Genomic DNA, 19,302 nt, shown 5'->3' on the forward strand with positions numbered 1-19,302 from the left:
TTAAATTATCAGAACGAAAGATAAGCATAAGCTGCAACTTGCCGGCTGGTCAGGAACGCGCCGTTTTACGTTCCCACCATAATACCGTCATGGCAAGCAGGAAGAGTAATACAAACCAGATGCGCGGAACCTGCTTTGCGACCGGGTTTACAATAACTTCACGGTTAGCAGATTTTGTTATATCCCGGATATAAGTCACTGTCTGGCGTTTCAGTACTTCCTTTTTTACAACCGGCCAGTCCTGCTGATCATAAACATATACACTATCCACCCAGCCACTTTGCATGGGCCACCAGGTTGCCGTCCAGTTAAACGACAGGTAAGCATCCTGGGCAGGCGATAATTGTATCCCTTCCATCTGCACCTGCGGCATTCCTCCGGTGCTTTGCATGCGAACCATGGCAGGTTGATTAACCCGTGGCATAGGTGTTTCGATTACAGGTGTATGGTGATCGGTATTGCTGGTAATGGCCTGGATCAGTGCAGTCCAGTAGGTATTGTAAGCATTACCATTGCCGCCAAGTACCCATTGTGAAGCATTATGGAAAGATGTCAGTGCGATATGACCTTTACCCGCCATGGCAAGAGCGGCCAGGTAACGGCCGGCAGTATCTGTAACAAGCGGACGAAGTACAGAAGTCTGCTGTATGAATAGCGGGTCTTGTTCCAAAGCATACAAGAGGCTGTCGGATCCTGTGATATGTAAACCCAGTCTTTGCGTTTTTGCAGCAGATGCCGTTAAGCGGAAAGGTGCAGTATAAAAACGCCCGGGTACTCCACTGGTATCGGCCCTGGTAAGCAGGCCCATTCCTTTCTCCGTCACCTGGCGATAAATAGCAGCCAGTTCTTCAGGTTTCAGCGCATCGAGCATAGCGGCATCTGCGATCAGGAGATCAAACTCATCCAGTAACCGGGGTGTTACAGACCCGGTGGCAATAGGCTTCATGTTGATGAAATCATTGCTGAACTTATTTTTGCTGATCATGGTACGAACCGCAGCCGAATGCCTTTGCTGCGATAACCATTCCTTTAAAAACCTGTATTCGAAATCTGGTGCGGCTGCCAGTAATAACACTTTAAAAGGTTCCGGATCTGTAACGATCACCGGAACCGGATTGTTCTCCAGCGTATCTCTCCCATTCAGCAGCAGCAAACGGAATAATGATTTCTGCCGGTGGAGTGGTATTGTATGGAAACGGAAATGATTCCTGCCCGGAGATATGACTGCTGTATCCAGCACCTTTCCGTAACCATACAACTGCAAGGTGACGGCTTTCCCGGAATGATTTGCGCAGATGCCTTCTATCAAAAGCTGCTGCCCCCTGTTTAACCTGTTATTCCAGTGAACAGTTGTAATGCCTGTGCTGCCTGTATCAGGATGGAATACAATATTAGCAGGCGACAATTTTTTCAGTTCATCTATGGTCAGTCCCGCACCTAAAAGATGAATAGTGTCCGCTTTTGGCAAAACGTTAGCCTGCAGTGCTTCCAGCGGATATACAGGCATATGCCTGCTAAATTGTTCTGCTGTTTTTGGATCTGCGTCTTCACTCAAAAGAATTATGCTTTGCGCCTGCGTTTCAGAAACGGTATATACAGGTTCCAGCCCGATGCAGGCCAGCATTGCGGCAGCAAGCAGGGTGCTGGCGATACGAACAGCGCGATATCGTCCGGGTATGCGATGCCATTCTTTGTATAACAGCCAGACAGTAAAAATTACTGTCAGCACAATAACGATATGATCCCGGTATTGCATCATCCGTTATTTCTTTTTTGCAGGTTCCTGTAATACTCATCCGACAGTTCATTGGATCGGCCTGGTAATTTAACGGGTGCCTGCTGCGGAGTTTTTAACATCCGGATCACAGTCCGTTCAACCATTGTTATATCCTGATTATTTAACGGCGCCTTGTTCTTCATTGCCGTTAACAAAGCCTGTGAGGCCTGCATTCCATCCAGAAACAAAGCCGGTTCATGCGCGGCTCTTTCACTGATCCGGCGCGATACCTGCTGAATTTTTGCGTAATCAGCTGCTGAGTAATCTGTACCTGTTGTCTGCAACTTGTCCAGTATTGACAAAGCTTCTGCCAGCGGCATGTTTACATCTTCTTCGGCATAAATCTCTCTGTTACGCAAAGGTTCCTGAATGGCAGACAGATCGCCCGTGAGTCTTTTTTCTGGTTTGAGCGGCGTTGTTTTAACACTGGTCTTGGCTACATATACCCGTGATTTCTGTTGCAATTCCTTCAGCAGACGTAATGCTTTGTATTCATATACCAATGCCTGTTGGGGCAGCCAGGTACGAAGTTTCAGTTCGGCATTCCACATTTCAGCCAGTGTTGCTTTGAGTTGTGCTTTGATATCGGGTGAAAAGAACGTGGCATCTTCTGCTATATCATGCCTGTGGGTGTAAGGTTCCATCAGTTTCGCGAGGTCGTTGAATTGTGCGGCCTGCTGGTCTCCGGTTGGAGGTGGCTGGTGAGTTTCATGATCATCTTCATCATCATGAAACTCATTTTCTTCACCGAGGAATTTGCCATATCGAAGACGGAGTAATTTCTGATCGATGCCAAGCGCAGCACTTTTTGTCTGGTAAACCTGCAATGAAAGCGAGTCTTTATCGCGCAGCAACTGTTCTGTTTCTATGATGATCTGGCGCTGGCTTCTGAAAAATTCCGGCTTTACCTGGCTACCGCTCAGCGAAAGGTCGAGTTCCATAAGCCGGGCTGTATCCGCTATCGTTACAATAAATACATCCGATTTTTTTTCCTGTCTGTAATGATCTGTAGCCGACACATAAAAATACAGTTCATCGCCCGGCTTCATTTTCATGACAGCAAGATCAAGCTCCTTTTTCAATATATAGCTTGTCTGCTTTTGTGCAAGACCGGTTATATTGATCGTATCCTGCCTGAAATTCACGTTTTCACCACTGCCGCTTGCTATCGTGGTCATGATACGGATGCCTGCGATTCCGTAATCGTCGGAAACGGATGCATTCAATTGTATCCGTTTGGGATAGCCGTAATCGATCACTGTTGCCGGCCGGGGACTGTGTACAATGATCTCAGGCAACTGATCGCGTCGTATCTCCATTTTATAAAAGGACGACCAGGCATTATCCAATCCCAGCTGGTAGAACCCGGGCGTTGTGATCTTTTTCGTGAACAACCAGCGGGTATGCTGTTCATCAACCGGTTTCAATATTTCAGTAAGAGAATCATTGAAACGCAGTGTTACCTGTTTAACCGGTTTGTCTGTCCGGATCTCCCATGTCACCATTGCATTTTCAGGCGCTTCAAAATCAGGCGAGGCTGAAACATGGGGTGCCTGTTGCTGATATGCAGGTGATATTATAGTCAGTTTTATGCTGCTGATACCTGCGGGCAATATTTTTTCAATGTTTTGCTGTGCAGTACTGTTGATTCTTTTCCGGCCGGCCATATCACGGATCAGCAATGTTACCAGAATGGAAAGAAGCAATGCAGCTGTTGCATACAGAATCCGCCGCAGATAAGGGTTTGCCGGCTTCAGGTTTTCCAATGCAAGGGAAGTACGCTGTATCTGTAATTGCTGAAGAATACCTGGCTCAGCTACGGACTGCAGCAAAAGGGAACTGCTTTCTTCAAGAGAAGGATAATTAATATCGAGGTGACTGGTCACATACGACACGGTGATACGTCTGAAGGGATAAACGATCAAGGTGAGTATTACCAATACAATAATGCCGGTGATATAGATCCATAATTCGCCACCTGCCAGGAATTGCAGCAATACCGTCAGCGGCAGCAGGATTGCCAGTCCTGTTAACATACGAACCAGGAACTGGCTTCGCTGCCATTTACGTTTAAGTTGTTGTATTGTTATTGCACCACTCAAGCAGATCCTCCTTTTTTTGCCGGTCGTAAACTCAGGAATCTTTCAGCAGCAAATACTCCGGACAGGATCAGCCAGATGAAGTTTGCCAGCCTGTAATCGTCTTGCTTTACCTGCCTGATACCGGCAGTTGCGGTGAATTGCAGTTGTTGTTCATCGATTGCCCGGTGGTCTGCCAGATCCGGGTTAACACGATATTCCGGCCTGATCAGGTTCCATATTTTTTCAGGAAAACCGGAATCCCAGACGAGGTTATTCCATGCGGGATTAAAGTGCGTATAAATACGGTATTCATTCTGATCAGCAGTGAGTAACGGCTTGCCTGAATTGTCATGCCAGCCTAACAATTCGTCACCTGCCAGTTCGCCGGTTGTAACAATCTTATAAACCATAACCGGCTGGTCAAACCCCGGGCCATGTATCATTGAAACAGCATTTACCGATTTTCCCTTTGCATATGACAATATATGTTCTGCATATCCTGCTGGTCTTGTTTCATCAGACAACCAGAATAACCAGTCCGGTTTCACTGGTAATGCCTGCATCGTATTGGCAACAGTAACCTGCAAGCGTAACCCTGTATATCTGCTGATGGCCTCGATTGCGGATTCCAGGTAGCCCCCATCCTGCGGATAGTCTTTTGCATAGATCGCGATACGTAAAGCCTGTGTATCTACAGGAAAAGAGCGATCACCATAAATCACCTGCGTTCCTTCGTTATTAACTGAGATTCCTGCTTCAGATCCGCCTGGTGACAATTCATAATACCTTTGTATCGTTGCGGCCGGCGCAGCTATTGCCTGCACAACCCGCACACGTCCGTTGTTTAAACGCCAGGCTGCTGAAACTCCCGAAACAGTTGTGTCCGGAATCGTGTACCAGTGCACAGTGCGGTTGATAGCTGGTCGCTGACCTGAGAAATGCTGCATATCATTACCGGTAAAAAGATAAAGATCAACCGCAGACGAAGCTTTATAATGGGCCTGTATCAGTAACTGCCAGTAATTGCTGTCGGGGTTTGCCGCAGCAGTTGTATCATTCAGCATTGCTGTAACAGAAGAGCTTGTAAACGCCGGTTCAAAAGAACGAAGTTCATATCCATTTTGCAGTAATGAATCTATCCTGTTTTTATACAGATGATATAATGCCGGGAATTTTCTTTTATCTGCAAGTATCCAGCCCTTTGCCGTTGGCGGTGTATTACGGATGTATACCGGATCGGTCAGTAAAAAGGAAAGCAGCAGGATCAGCAGGCATCGCAGCAGTAACAGCCACCATTCCGTAATTCTTCTGCTCCAGGCTTTTTGTCTCGCGCCGGGCCGTACCAGCAGCAGGCTTCCCACTTTCAGCACACGCCCCTGCCTTACCTGCCAGAGATGAATGATCACAGGAATGATCACGGCAAATGCAGTCCAGCTCCATATGGGTTCCAGCAGCTTCAGCATAGGTGCATTTCCTTCTTATTCATGACACATTTCTTTTTCGCTGTTTCAGGAAATCACGCAATGCTTTCTGTAAAGGTTCATCTGTCGCGAGCAGTCTGTATGTAATATTACGTTTGAGCATTGCCGTACGCATGGTATCCATGTGTGCCTGTAATCTTTCGATATATGCGTTTCTGTCGTTCGTGTTGCTGATACTGATCATCTCACCGGTTTCCAGGTCCTGCAGGCTTCCGTAGCCTTCGTAATCAAATTCAAGTTCATTACGCGCCGCAAGATGAAACAGGATGATCTCATGCCGTTGCGCGTTTAATGTATCCAGTAATGCCAGTATTTCAGATTCCTGCTGGTACAGGTCGGTGATGAAGATGAGCAGGTCTCTTTTTCCCACGCCTGCCAACAGTTCCATGCCCGCATCCCGGGCAAATACTCCTGATGGTTTTACCTGCTCCAGCTGAAAATAAAACCGGTTGAGGTGCTGGTGGTCATTACGCGCCGGTAATGAAAAAACGCTTCCGTCCTGCATGATATGTAATCCTACCGCGTCTCCCTGCGATCTTGCGAGATAGCCCAAAGAGGCCGCCAGGTAGCGGGCGTAGGCAATTTTACTGATCCCATTATTATCCGTATGTTCCATCGATGCGCTCGCATCGAGCAGGAAACGTATGGAAATGCTTGTCTCGATCTCCGATTCGCGGATATAATACCTGTCCGAGCGTGCATACATTTTCCAGTCGAGCCAGCGCAGGTCATCGCCCGGCTGGTAACTCCTGTACTGGCTGAATTCAAGCCCCGGTCCTTTGATCCTGCTGCTGTTGATGCCCGCCATAAAACCATCTACCGTGGTTTTTGCCGCCAGCGGAAGGTTACGGATTGAAAGCAATATTTCTGGTTCGAGTAAGCTTGACATGGATCTGTCTGGTATTAGGTGTAGACTTCATTCAGTTCACACGGCCGATCTCGCGGATCAGTGTTCTCGTTACTTCATCTGCAGTTACCTGTTCTGCTTCTGCGCGGAAATTCATCAGCACCCTATGACGCAGTACCGGGTAAGCCATGGCATGCAGATCTTCCATCAGAACCGCATACCGGCCGCGGCTCAGCGCCCTGGCTTTTGCCGTAAGGATCAGACTTTGACCGGCCCTGGGACCAGCGCCCCATCTTACCCATTCCTTTACATATGCAATAGCCGTTGTTGCAGGTCTTGTTGCCCTTACCAGTTCGCCGGCGTAAGCAATCAGGTCGTCACTGATATTCACTTCCCGGACCAGCTGTTGCAGCGAAATGATCTCTTCTGCCGTAACAACAGGGTTGATTACCGCTTTCTTACTACCTGTTGTTCCGGACAAAATCTGCAGTTCTTCTTCCCGCGAAGGATACCCGATCTTTATATACAACAGGAAACGATCGAGCTGCGCTTCCGGCAACGGATAGGTGCCGGCCTGTTCTATGGGGTTCTGCGTGGCGAGAATAAAAAAGGGCCTGTCGAGCGGGTAAGTCTGCCCGCCATACGTCACTTCAAATTCCTGCATGGCTTCCAGCAGGGCCGATTGTGTTTTGGGCGGTGTACGGTTGATCTCATCCGCAAGAATGATATTCGCAAAAACGGGGCCTTTGTTGAATTTGAAAAAACGCTTTCCGGTAGAATGATCTTCTTCCAGGATTTCAGTACCTACAATATCGGTCGGCATCAGGTCCGGCGTAAACTGGATACGCCTGAACGACAGCTGTAATGCCTGCGCCAGCGTTTTCACCATCAGTGTTTTTGCCAGCCCCGGCACACCTTCCAGCAGGCAATGGCCGCCGGCCAGAAGCGCTACAATGATCTCATCCAGCACTTCCTCCTGCCCTACGATCAGTTTCCTGATCTCGTTCTTTAACAGTGGTATTTTCTGCAACAATTCTCTGATCTCAGTTTCGCGGGTATCCAAAGCCGTTGATTTTTAGGTACACAATACAGATGTCGGTTGTTGGAAATTAAAAAAAAATCGCCATACACGGCAGTCTGCAGGCAGAACAATCGGATAAACGGTTGAAGCAGGGAACTTGTCTGCCATTATTTATGAGCGACATGGCTTACATTTACGTTGATGCAACGATCGAAATTCACATTTACACGGCTCAGGTACAGTTCCGGAGACTGGGATACCGATCAGCGCATGCCTTCCAACGTACTCAACTCACTGATCGAATACACCACTATTCCTGTTTCTCTGCAGGAAAAGATCGCAGACCTCTCCGGCAATGATATTTTTCAGTCGCCCTTCTGTTACCTGAGCGGACATAAGCTGGTACAGTTCAATGCACAGGAGGCCGCGCATTTTAAAAAGTATGTGGAGAATGGTGGTTTCGTATTTGTAGATGATTGCAATCACGATATAGACGGGCTCTTTGCGAGATCTTTCGAGCAGCAGATGCAGCAAAGCTTTGGTGCCGGCGCTTTGAAAAAGATCCCTAATACGCATGAGCTCTACCGTTCCTTCTTCCATTTTGAAAAAGGTCCGCCCAACACATCTTTTGAACTGAACGGCTGGGGTGATGACCTTGTGCACGATTATCTCAAAGCCATCGAGATCAACGGGCGTATCGCAGTACTTTACAGCAACAAGGATTACGGCTGTGAATGGGATTATGATTTCCGCAACAAACGTTTCCTTGCTGAAGACAATACAAAATTCAGCGTTAACATCATTGTTTATGCCATGGGCTCTTGAGCCTGATCAGCGTACTTCAAAAGTGAGGATTTTACTGCCGGTCCTGCCATCACTGCTGATCCCCTGCAGTATTACTGCGTATTTACCTTTTACATCTGAAGTATAGAATTCCACTTTCGTATTGCCTTTATCGCCGGTATGTACAGAAGGCGACCAGTAAAGCACATTCCTGAAATCGGGAATATGGGTATCGATGCGATCAGGATTGTCGTATACAGGTGAATAGAATTCACGCTGCATCTGCATGCCTTCATAATCGAGCACTACTGCTTTCGGATCGAGTTCAAAGCCGTTGAGGTCTCCTTTATAGGTGATCATGTTGATGATACCGTTGAAAGAAACCAGTCCCATAAAATACTTCCTGTTAACGGTTTCCAGCTTGCGGATCTTCATCGGGTCGTAAGCGATCATCTTATCAGCATCGAATACGGGTACACCATCCAGCAAAACAAGCGGACCATCTTTAAAGAAAGCATTGCCGGGCACATCGAAGGAAACGAAATGAAATTTCCCTTCGCGCTTCCGCAGGTTCACCATCAATACATATTCGCGTATCACTTCTTCCAGGTTAGTAAAACGGGTGTAGTTATCGAGCAGGTAACTGCCGTCTGCCTTACCGTAGAAAGGCAGTGAATCGTTAACAGGATCTGTAAAACGTGCGAGTTGAGAGCCATGATAAATATGCTGCGACTGCATGCCGATGCTTTGTTCCAGCAGGCTGCCTGCAATAGAAGGAGGCAGGTTGAAAGAGGCGGCGTTATAAGCGCTGTACTGTACAGCGAACGGACTTGCAACATCCAGCCTTACTGTACTGTCGGTAGCCGGATGTGTCTGGAATATCAGTTCACCCGAACCATAGAACTGGTTCAGTTCAAATTTGATCCTGCCTGTTGAATCGCTGAATGCAGGTGCGAATAAGGTTCTTTTACCGGGTGCTGAAACATATGCTTCTACAAAGGGAACCGGTGCCCCGGTTTTTGTATTGATGGTTCTGGCTGTTACAACATGTCCTTTAAATTCAGGCTCGAAGCTGAAGGCTGGTGTTCGTTGTTGTAATACATCTTCCCATTTAAACCTTCTCCAGCCCTGTGTAAGCATCAGTTCATCAGCTGCAGCAGCGGCATCGGCCTGGTCGGAAAAATAATAAGCCGGCGATTCGACGGAACCTTTGAGATCGGAAGCGAGCAATAAATAATGACTGATATCAGTTTCAGGCATTTGCTGCAGGGAGTCCAGGCGATAAACTGCCATCGACATATCAGCAGCTTTATTACTGTTTGCAGAAGTAGTATTTATGTCGATGGTTACTTTCTTTCTTTCAGTATAGGCAGCCTGATCAGCATTCATACTGATAGCCAGAGAAGCTGAGGCATCAGGTTTTCTGAAATAAAGGCGTTCGCATACCGGTTGTCTTGAAGCATTGAACACTGTGAATCCTGAAATACCGGCATCCAGTTTGTTCTTTTCAGTTGTAAATACAGCCTGTCCGTTCTGAACTTTGGCAGCAGCCGTATATTTCACAGACCCACGTGTATGTACCAGCAGGTAAAGTTGTTCTTCATCCTGCTTATTGCTTTTTACATGTACAGTGATAATGCCGGCGTTTTCTGACAGGTGCATCACATATCCCTGCGCATATGCATCGGGCAGGGCTTTTACCAGTGGTTGTGCGTTGCCGGTATATATAACAGCTTTATAACGGTTGCCGGCAGCGGGCGTAAAATTAAAACTGCTCATACCAAAACGGGAAGATGCAAATCTTACTACGGTATCATTCTGTTCATTGATCACTGCACCGCTGTAAGCAATGCCTTTGTTGCCTGGCCCTGTTACTTTACATGCTATCCGCGAAGAGATACCTGCAACCAGGTTGCCGCCCTCGGGGAAGAAGCCGGCTTCGTACACAGGCTTGGGTGCTTTAACAACACCGCCGCCGGATTTCTGGGTATTAACAACCGTCACTTGCTTTTCGAAGAAGAAATCTGCACCGGCATTTTTCATCCAGTTCGTATAAGCCCTGAAACGATACCTGCCTGAATTGATATTCACAGGAAGCTGCAGACTGCCTTTACCATCGCCTTTATCCAAACCTGCTTTTGCCTGTATCACCGGCACATTTGCAGCATCGATCAGTTCAACATAAGCAATTTTGCTCAGATCGATCACAGTATGCGAAGCAGCATCCACACAATAAAGTTTGAACCACATTAACTCCCCTGCCAGGTAAAAATCCTTATCGGTATGTGCATAGATCTTTTCCTGTACCACTTTGTGGTTATAGGCGGCCAGTACCGTTTCGGCAGGGATGTTATCTTTCTGCTGTGCAACCGCAGTATCAGAACCCAGCAGGCTTACCATTATCAGCAAAGCTGGAACAACGCCGGACCGGTATACATATCTTTTCATAAAGTAGTTCAGGTTAGTCATATTAAGGCCAGAAAGAAGGTTTAACATTTGTGCCCCGCAAAGTGCAATCGATACAGGAAGGTGTTCCGAAGCCCAGTGTCACAATAGCACCGCTGGGTGCGTAGTCAACAGGGTCGGTAGGCAAATAACCGGCCATACTCCGGATCGTATCTATATTATTGGGCTTTACCTGTATTGCTTCACAGGGTTGCACATAAGCCCAGTCAGCCGGCAATTGTGCTGCACTGATGAAGAGCCTTTTTTCCTTCTCTTCACTTACTTCCACAAACCCGATCACTACTTCATCCGGTTTGGTAACACAACGGAGATTCCCGGTATTGGCTGAAGGCTGGGCATCGAAAATGGAGCCCAGCTGTTCTGTATTCCTTTTCATTTCTTCGAAGAATTTGTATGCTTCACGGCTGAGTGCATATTGCTTCACCAATACAGAATACAACACACTCACTTTCCAGCTGTTCTTTGGTATCTGGATGAGCGGTGCATGTATTACATCTTTGGATAACTTTTCAGATGAGCCGATAGAAATGCTTTGGAGCTTTTCGCTCTGCCAGCAGCGATACACGCTCATATCCGCCGAACGTGAAGGAAGCCTGTAAGTAACACCCGTAATATTATTCTGGTTATCATAGGAATATTTCAGGCTGGTGGTGTAAGATGAATGAAATTCCCAGGTCTGCTCATGTTTCCATTGATAATAACGGGTGCTGTCTTTCGGATCGTGCGTGTTTACGTATAACTGCAGCCCATTGTTCTCGAGCTGCCAGCTCACACTGTCGATAGCAGGCGTATTACGCATTTTGGAATAATCAGACAGATACTCCTTCCCTCCTGCCTGTATACTTAAACGGTAGCGGTCGTTTTTATCCAGTGTCAGTGCGGCAGAGGTGTAAGTTCCCGGACTTGTTTCCGTTAACGGGTATACCTTCCCAAGCTCACTCGTGATCTTCACCATTGCCCCGCGTTCATATACGATCTTGCCCGGATCTGTAAGACGAGTGGTACGGGTAAGCACAAACGTAGAAGCGCCGCCGCTGCTGTTGATGAATCCTTCCACTACCAGGTAGGCTGTGGTTGCATTATTCAGCTTAGGCGTGTATTTTTCCTTACAGCCGGCAAGCAATATCACTGCCAGTATACCTATTATAATTCTCATATATTTCAAATTAAAACCTGATATTAAAATTCACATAAGGAATTGCATTTCCGAATATGGATAATTTATAGCCATTCACAACCCCGTTCTCGGATACATAATAGACAGAGTAAGGATTCTTACGGCCTGTCAGATTGTATACGCCGATGGTCCAGGAGTTATGGGTGAGCTGATGCACTTTATGGTTGCCCTCGATATTCATAGAGAAATCCGTTCTGAAATAATCCGGGATCCGGTACATGTTCCGGTCTGAATACAGGGTCCGCTCCGATCCTGCATAATAGAAACGTGCGATCGGTAATGTGATCGGCCTGCCGGTACTGTAACTCGTATTCAGTGAAATACTGAACCGGTGCGAGATGCGGTAGTTGCCCACAAACGTTAGATCATGCGGTTTATCATAATTGGCAGGATACCATTTCCCGTTATTGATCGGCGTACCAACAGCCGGATCGTTCATCTGCAGTAAAGTACGTGACCAGGTATAGCTGAACCAGCCGTTGAATTTACCTGCCGTTTTCTTAATCATCAGCTCAACGCCATACGCTTTACCTTCCGTATTCATCACGTCCGTTTCAATATGCGGGTTCAGCACCAGCTGTGCGCCGCTCTTGTAATCGAGATAATCTTTGATGCGTTTGTAGTAAACTTCAACTGAGGTTTCGATCGTGTTCGATTTGAAGTTGCGGTATAAACCTACAGAGAACTGGTCGCCGTATTGCGGCCTGATATTCGGATCGCTGAGTTTCCAGATATCGGTAGGTGCCATCGCTGCCGTATTCGATAACATGTGTACATATTGGCGCTGGCTGTTATAACCTGCTTTTATTGACATTACATTATTGAATGCATAACGTGCAGAAAGTCTTACTTCACCGCCATGGTAAGTTTTGATTCCTTTTCCTTTATCGTACAACGTTGTTCCCGTTAATGTGCTTTCTGTTTTCGGAACTCCCGGCAGGTAATTGTTTACCGACTGCGGGCCCAGGAAAGTATATACTGAATAACGAAGTCCGGCTTCCACCGAAAATTCAGGTGAGAATGCATATTTATCGGATAAATAAACGGCGCTTTCCAGGGCTTGCTCCGAAGGCATGATCACCGGCGCCACCAGCGATTGTGCGCCATCCGGCTTGAATGAACCGGGATGCAGTTCGTAGCGTACGGCATTCACACCAAATTCAATCGTCTGTTTGGCATTGGCGAAATAATTAACATGGGCTTTAAAATAGCTCTGGCTCAGATCAAATCCCATTTTATAAGCATTGATCTTATTACGGGTGCTTCCGATGCCATATTCATAAAAATCATAACCACCCGCCAGGATCATAAACCACTTGTTGTTGAACGTATGCTTCCATTTCAGTGAAACGTTCCTGTTGCTGTAGTTATAGCTGGTGTCATTGTTCAGGTTAAACCTGTCGCGGCTCATGTAAGTGGTCAGGTAAAGGCTGTTCTTTTTATTGATCTCATGGGTGATGTTGAGGTTGAGGTCGTAGAAAGACGCTTTGCTGTGTTTATACTCCTCAGGCAGGAGATTCAGCAGCCAGTTGGCATAAGTGGTGCGGCCACCAAAAATGAAGGAGGTCTTGTCCTTTACGATCGGGCCTTCAATATTCACGCGGCTGGTGAGCAGACCGATACCTGCAGAACCCGTAAAATTCTTTTTATTCCCCTCCCTGCTGTTGATCTCCAGCACGGAAGAAAGCCTGCCGCCATATTTCGCGGGAATACCGCTTTTGTAGAGCTGCACATCTTTCACCACTTCAGGGTTGAAAGCGGAGAACATACCGAAGAAATGCGCTGGATTAAAAATGGTTGCATCGTTAAAGAGGATCAGGTTCTGGTCTGCAGATCCACCGCGTACATTCAGTCCCGTGCTTGCCTCGCCAACGGATTTAACACCGGGCAGGGTCAGCACCACACGCAGCACATCTGCCTCACCAAATACAACCGGCACCTGCTTGATCGCTTTGATATCGATTTTCTGTACGCCCATCTGCATGTTCCGTACGGCGTTGGTCTTTTCTGAAGACACCACTACATGTTTGAGCGCCGTAACCTGGCTGTACAGGTCGATGTTCAGCTTGCCATCCTGGTAAATCATCACCTGGCGGCGTGTGTCTTTCATATTCAGGCTCTGGATATTCAATGTATGACGGCCTTTAGGCACAATCAGCGAATAATAACCGAACTGGTCTGTAATCGCATTTATCCTGGGCTTATCGATATAAATAGATGCGCCGATCACCGGCTCTCCCGTTTTGATATCGTGCAGGTAACCGGCAATGGTAACATTACCTCCGCTTCCTGCAGCCAGCTTGTCGCCTATTACATATAGTTTGTTTTCAAGCGTAGCCGCCGGTGTTTTCTGGTTGCCATCCACGTAATCTGTCAGTGTCTGCTCTGTAGCAGCCACATCTTTCGGAGCCTGTCCCTGTACACCGAAGAAGTCGTCCGGCAACGATGTTTTTACCTGCAGCCCTTTGCTGATGAAGACCCGTTTGCTCCCGATGCTGATCGCATGGCCAATACCTGTTCCTTCAAAGACCTGGTCGAGTACCGCATTCAGCGGCTGGTCGCGGAATGAACCGTTCACACGCAGGCTATCCAGATGAGTTGTATCGAAATAAAAACGGTATCCTGTCTGCTTCTGCAGATCCAGCAGGAACTGCTCTGCCGGCAGCAGTATATAATTACCGCTGATCAGCGGTAATTTCCCTGTTTCCTGTCCTTTCAATGCATTGAAAGAAATCAACAGGCAGCAGGCAAACAATAAAACCTTTGAAATCTGTTTCATGTGGGTTAGTAGGCTCAAGGCTGAACTGCGCCGCTTACAAGTCCATCATAATAGGCTGCAACAGCAGCAAATGCATGGTCCTTGTCGTTACGCAGATCAAGTTTTTGTTTACGTATATATTGGCTGATCTCACTTTTTTTATCCTTCAGTACTTTCAGTAAAGTTGCCTTGGAATTAACGGCATAATACTGTTCGTCCTTTTTTATATAGTATGACCTGCTGTCGTCTATATAACGTTGCACGCCATCCAGCTGGTCAATCTTTTCCTGTACGGTCTTGGTATGACGCTTCAGCATGGTCAGCTTTCCTTTATACAGTTCCTGGTAGAAACCTGTACGCATAATAGAGTTGCCGGAAAGGCTGTCCGCCACAATTTTCACGAAACTGTTTTCACCAATAGTGAACCAGCTTACTTTTTCATTGATGAGCTGGATCCAGAAGATAGCCGCGGGGTCTTTGATGATCACGCTGCCGATCACCAGGTCCAGCAGCATGGGTACTTTTTCGTACAAAACACCATCGTACATGATAGCACCTTCTGTAAATGTGGCTGACCTGAAAAAAGGAATGCCTTCTTTCAATTTAAAAGTATAATCGAGGTATTGGCTGCCATTATACAGGCCTGTTTCCGGGTTCAGGGCTTTGTGATATAGCTGAACAGCATTGTAGACCGCGGCCGGGTCGGCAGCTGGTTGTTGCGCGTAGCTCCGCAGGCAACCGGATATCATGACTATGATAAGCGTTGCCCCTGGCAAAGTCAGTTTTGGGGACATAACAAAATTTGGAATGGGAAGTTAATATTTTATGAAATAACAAGCATTAGTATACTTGCTTTTCATACACGTAAAAAGACAGTTCAGTATTTTTGTGGTATGAAAATAAAAAATGAAGACGTGCAAAGGCTGGCAGAAATCCGGCGCGACTTCGCGGAACCTCCGCACCTGCTACGTCTTGAAAGCTATGCCACACAAAGGATAGAAGAGGTTTTACAGACGCTCAGATCTTATACATTTGCACACAAACTTGCAACAGAACTGGAAATTTTTATTCCGCTGATCCGTGAAGATGCAAGCAACCAACGCGCCATCCGGCAACACATGATCGATTTCTCTAAAGCGTTGTCGGTGATCTGGCAGTATAAAGACAGGTATTAAATACGGTTACGGTATACTGATCTGTTCGGGCCGGTTAACCACGATCTGAGGTTTACCTTTATATTCAACTATCTTACCGGTTACGCAAATATCTTTTGCATTATAGATCTCTTCAGGCTTGCCGCTGAACTTTTCACGGTTTGGGCCATAGATCACCACGGTGAGCAGTTCATTGGGATAAGTGCCACCGATATTGATCAGTGTGGGCTTACCGTTCGAATTCTCCAGGAAACGGGTTCCGAATACTTTTCCGCAGACATTCACCGAATCGCCGATATGCTGCTTTACTTCTTCCAGTTTTATTTTGGTCTGGGCAGAAACGCCGATCGCCGATACAACTAAAATACCTGCCAGTAAGATGATCTTTTTCATGCACACGAAGATAGTTGAATATACTCCATACCAGCAAAACCAGCTTATCCGGACTCTATGTTCAACCATCAACTTCAGATTAAAATATTTGTCTATAATATCACGGGGAAATATTGTAAATACCGGATGAAAGCAGTACCTTGAATATACCCGCTGCATACTGCCCTGTGCAAATGTTTAAAGACTAAACATATTGCTATGAAAACCATTAACCAGTTCGTCATCGTTGATGACGACGCGGATGACCGGTATACAATGATACAGGCATTCATGCAGCATGGTGTCAGCGGGAGCCGCTTCTTTGAAGATGGCCGTCTCTTCCTGAAATGGCTGAACCTGATCCGGACAGACAGATCTTCGTATCCCGATTTTATACTGCTCGATTATTATATGCCATCCATGAGCGGTGAATGTATCCTGAAAGCCTTGAAAAATGACCCGGCATTTGCATCCATACCTGTACTGGTCTATTCTTCCCAGATGACAAGCGATAAGAAAACCAGGTTGCTGGAGATCGGTGCATCAGGTTGTTTGCTCAAACCGTTCAGAGACAGCGAGGCCATTACTATTGCGGGCGATATCCTTTATTGTATTGACCGGAAAAGATTACCTGATCCTGTCAGTGCTATACGCTGAGATAATTATAATTTTCTCAGCTGCAGTGCATTCAGCACAGGTTCTCCTGTTACAGCCCTGAAACTGATCGTTAAGCCTTTGCTTCCTCTCACCTGCCCCTTCCATTTTTTAGCAACTGCTTTTGCTATTCCATACTGCCCCGCAAGATCAAAATGCTCAAGAAACAGCTTGCCATTTACATAAACATCGAAGACACGCGCCATTCTTTCCTGCTTTCCTGTTGTTTCTGAAAGATTATAAGCAAGGTTACCGGCTACACTACCCTGTAATTCTGCAAAATGGAGTGTAAGTTCATAATTGCCGTCCGCAACATCCAGCTTATATTCTTTAATACCGGTAAGTTGTGTCTGGTAAACAGGATCATCGTCTGTTCCGGTAATATTTTTATCCGTTCCGTAAGGCAGCCTGGTATTACCTTCTATCCTGAAAGGTTTGCCACCGACGGAACCCCAGCTTCCCGGACGGTAAAGCTGATCAGGGAGCCAGGCCTGTTTACGTTTTTCGTCAATATAATAACGGTTGGCGCCGAGAAGAATATTGATTTCCCTGAAAGGAATACGTTTATCTTTCAGAAGATAAGGCTGTAGACGGAAATGAACAGTAAGCCTGTCTTCATATTGCCTTCCGTTCCTGTAACCGGTTGCGGTAATATGATTGTCGCCATTGATAAAAGGTACATTCCATGAAACGATAATGCTGTCATTTTTCTGCAGAAGGAAGGGTTGCCCGTTTACAGTCAGCCTTACCGAATCGAGGTTGGAAGCTACCTGCACGGGTTGTATGCATGTGGCTGTTGCACTGTCTGCAATGCCGCTTCTCGTAAGCCAGGAATCTGACATGATCCGGATGAATGGTGTCTTTAACAGGCTCGCCTGGTAATAATAATAAGGATCCTTCGCTTTACGGTTCCAGGTAAGTAAGCCTTTATTATTGATATGCGGCATTGTTTCTTCCCTTGTTTCAGAATTGAAATCGGCCAGGTTCCATACCACAGCAGCGGCCACGAACGGACGCTTCATCATTTCAGTAAGGTAATGCTGGTGGAAGGCCGTGGTATATTCAACACTTTTATCGAACCGTACAGGTTTCATGCTCCTGATACGCGGATCCGCATCTGCACCGTATTCCGTTACCAGCAGCGGCTTATCCGTCAGTTCTTTGCGATGTCTGTCCAGAAAGGAACCAAAATCTTTTAAAGTACCGCCATACCAGCCGGAATAAAGGTTCCAGCCTACCAGCATGGGGATGCGTGTTAAACCGGTAACATTATACTTATTGAAATCTCCATGATTGGCAATCATTGTATAGCGGTATGGATCTTCCGCTCTTGTAATACTGTCGAGCCTTTGCGCCAGCCTTGTGATATTGGCAAAATAAATATCCTGTTTCGGCTTGTCGCCGTTATAGTGCGGACGCAGCAGGATCTCATTCATATAACACCAGATGATCACACTCGGATGATTGTAATGCTGCCGGATCATTTCTGTCTGCATCATCATACAATTCTCATAAAAAGCTTCGGATTCAGTGATCTCATTTACTACAGGAATTTCTACTGACGCCAGCAGCCCCAGTTCATCACAGGCTTTCAATACCGCCGGATCCTGCGGATAATGCGCCACACGCAGGAAATTACCGCCCATCGCTTTCAGCAGTTTCATATCTTCCCGTGCCAGTTTTTTGCTGACCGCATTGCCCATGCCTTCCCTGTCCTGGTGGCGACTGGCCCCTACAAGTTTATACGGTTTCCCATTCAGGAAAAATCCTTTCTCTGCATCGAAACGGAACCACCGGAAACCGGTTTGCTCCTGCAACTCGTCTAACAATTTCCCTGAAGCGGCATCTTTTAAGGTAGTGGTTACGGTATAGAGGTAAGGATCTTCGGGTGTCCACAAGTGTGGCTGACGGATACTGTCGAGTTGTTTGCTGAATGCTGTAATGCCGTCTTTTACTTTCAGCAAAGTATCTGCAGTAACAATAACCTTGCCTTCCCTGTTGCGTAGTTTTACGGATAATAAGATATTACGATCCGTATTTTCCCTGCTGATCAGGTTTCCGTGAATGCGTAAAACAGCGTTGGATGTGTTTACATAAGGAGTGGTTATAAAAACGCCGGCAGAACCATGATCCTCATTATTGAAATGAATTCGGTTCATCGCCACCAGCGTTAATTCCCTGTAGATGCCGCCAAAAAAGGTAAAGTCGGCAGAAAGCGGCGGGATGGAAGGATCGTGGCTGTTATTTACTTTTACCAGTATTTCGTTGCGGTTGTCTTTATCATTGAACTGCAGCAGGTTATTAACAGCTATTGCGAAAGCGGAATAGCCACCGGTATGATTGCCGGCTTTCTTCCCGTTCACAAACACTTCCGTTTCCTGGTTGGCACCTTCGAAAAAAAGGTATACGTCTTTATTACGGTACGACGAAGGTATGCTGATGCTTTTTTTATACCAGCCGATGCCGCGGTAATAACCGGGCGTATCATCCATTACATCTGCAATATTCCAGGTATGCGGCAGGTTTACCTGTTTCCATTGACCGGGTTTACCATTCAACGGATCTGTATCAGCTCCGGCCATAAAATGCCAGGCATTGTTCAACGGTGTTATTATCCTTGCCTGCTCCTGGGCTGCCAGTTGTAGCAGGCAGCAAAGCAAAAGCAGGCTGAGCATTGCTTTAATCAGCTTCATTGATCTATCTGTTTTACCATTCCCCTACCCGCGCAGGA

Annotated in this window: 14 protein-coding genes; 3 read left to right on the forward strand and 11 right to left on the reverse strand. The window is 46.6% G+C overall.

Features of this window, described 5'->3' with window-relative positions:
* Nucleotides 1-49: 49 nt before the first annotated feature.
* Genes B5D42_RS15730 through B5D42_RS15750 form a run of 5 tightly spaced genes read right to left on the reverse strand, consistent with a single transcriptional unit; the run spans nucleotide 50 to nucleotide 7,249 of the window.
* Nucleotides 50-1,759 (reverse strand): hypothetical protein, encoded by a 1,710-nt coding sequence (locus B5D42_RS15730; protein WP_078832485.1) that lies wholly within the window; start codon nucleotides 1,757-1,759, stop codon nucleotides 50-52.
* Entirely contained in the window at nucleotides 1,756-3,879 is a 2,124-nt protein-coding gene (locus B5D42_RS15735; protein WP_139367201.1) for a hypothetical protein, read from the reverse strand. Before B5D42_RS15735 ends, B5D42_RS15730 begins: the two co-directional genes overlap by 4 nt.
* Nucleotides 3,876-5,321, reverse strand: coding sequence for a BatA domain-containing protein (locus B5D42_RS15740; protein WP_078832487.1), 1,446 nt, complete (start codon nucleotides 5,319-5,321; stop codon nucleotides 3,876-3,878). The genes B5D42_RS15735 and B5D42_RS15740 overlap by 4 nt, the downstream gene beginning before the upstream one ends.
* A 19-nt stretch (nucleotides 5,322-5,340) precedes the next feature.
* Nucleotides 5,341-6,228, reverse strand: coding sequence for a DUF58 domain-containing protein (locus tag B5D42_RS15745; protein ID WP_078832488.1), 888 nt, complete (start codon nucleotides 6,226-6,228; stop codon nucleotides 5,341-5,343).
* Between the two features lie 31 nt (nucleotides 6,229-6,259).
* Nucleotides 6,260-7,249, reverse strand: a complete 990-nt coding sequence (locus B5D42_RS15750; protein WP_078832489.1) for an AAA family ATPase — start codon at nucleotides 7,247-7,249, stop codon at nucleotides 6,260-6,262.
* Nucleotides 7,250-7,408: 159 nt separating this feature from the next.
* Between B5D42_RS15750 and B5D42_RS15755 the strand changes: the two genes are divergently transcribed.
* The gene (locus B5D42_RS15755; RefSeq protein WP_078832490.1) at nucleotides 7,409-8,032 is read left to right on the forward strand and encodes a DUF4159 domain-containing protein; all 624 of its coding nucleotides are present in this window, start codon (nucleotides 7,409-7,411) and stop codon (nucleotides 8,030-8,032) included.
* Between the two features lie 6 nt (nucleotides 8,033-8,038).
* Here B5D42_RS15755 and B5D42_RS15760 read toward each other — a convergent pair whose 3' ends face one another.
* From B5D42_RS15760 to B5D42_RS15775, 4 genes are read right to left on the reverse strand one after another with little or no spacing between them, the layout of a single operon-like run.
* A complete protein-coding gene (locus B5D42_RS15760; protein WP_139367202.1) occupies nucleotides 8,039-10,438 on the reverse strand; it encodes a hypothetical protein in 2,400 nt (799 codons plus the stop codon).
* 22 nt (nucleotides 10,439-10,460) lie between these two features.
* Nucleotides 10,461-11,612: a DUF4249 domain-containing protein gene (locus tag B5D42_RS15765; RefSeq protein ID WP_078832492.1), complete on the reverse strand. Its 1,152-nt coding sequence runs from the start codon at nucleotides 11,610-11,612 to the stop codon at nucleotides 10,461-10,463.
* A gap of 10 nt (nucleotides 11,613-11,622) precedes the next feature.
* Nucleotides 11,623-14,412, reverse strand: coding sequence for a TonB-dependent receptor (locus B5D42_RS15770; RefSeq protein WP_078832493.1), 2,790 nt, complete (start codon nucleotides 14,410-14,412; stop codon nucleotides 11,623-11,625).
* 14 nt (nucleotides 14,413-14,426) lie between these two features.
* Nucleotides 14,427-15,185: a hypothetical protein gene (locus tag B5D42_RS15775; protein ID WP_139367203.1), complete on the reverse strand. Its 759-nt coding sequence runs from the start codon at nucleotides 15,183-15,185 to the stop codon at nucleotides 14,427-14,429.
* Nucleotides 15,186-15,284: 99 nt separating this feature from the next.
* Between B5D42_RS15775 and B5D42_RS15780 the strand changes: the two genes are divergently transcribed.
* On the forward strand, nucleotides 15,285-15,566 hold the full coding sequence (locus tag B5D42_RS15780) for a hypothetical protein (protein ID WP_078832495.1): 282 nt from the start codon (nucleotides 15,285-15,287) through the stop codon (nucleotides 15,564-15,566).
* A 6-nt stretch (nucleotides 15,567-15,572) separates the two neighbouring features.
* Here the strand turns inward: B5D42_RS15780 and B5D42_RS15785 are convergent, their stop codons facing one another.
* Entirely contained in the window at nucleotides 15,573-15,938 is a 366-nt protein-coding gene (locus tag B5D42_RS15785; RefSeq protein ID WP_078832496.1) for a hypothetical protein, read from the reverse strand.
* A gap of 198 nt (nucleotides 15,939-16,136) precedes the next feature.
* Here B5D42_RS15785 and B5D42_RS15790 point away from each other — a divergent pair, with 198 nt between their 5' ends.
* Nucleotides 16,137-16,574, forward strand: a complete 438-nt coding sequence (locus B5D42_RS15790) for a response regulator (RefSeq protein WP_078832497.1) — start codon at nucleotides 16,137-16,139, stop codon at nucleotides 16,572-16,574.
* 5 nt (nucleotides 16,575-16,579) lie between these two features.
* On the opposite strand, the gene B5D42_RS15795 is transcribed toward B5D42_RS15790, so the two are convergent.
* Nucleotides 16,580-19,264, reverse strand: a complete 2,685-nt coding sequence (locus tag B5D42_RS15795; RefSeq protein WP_078832498.1) for a glycoside hydrolase family 2 TIM barrel-domain containing protein — start codon at nucleotides 19,262-19,264, stop codon at nucleotides 16,580-16,582.
* Nucleotides 19,265-19,302 lie beyond the last annotated feature (38 nt).

Origin of the sequence: Sediminibacterium ginsengisoli (assembly GCF_900167075.1) — a bacterium.
Taxonomy (GTDB): Bacteria; Bacteroidota; Bacteroidia; order Chitinophagales; family Chitinophagaceae; genus Sediminibacterium; species Sediminibacterium ginsengisoli.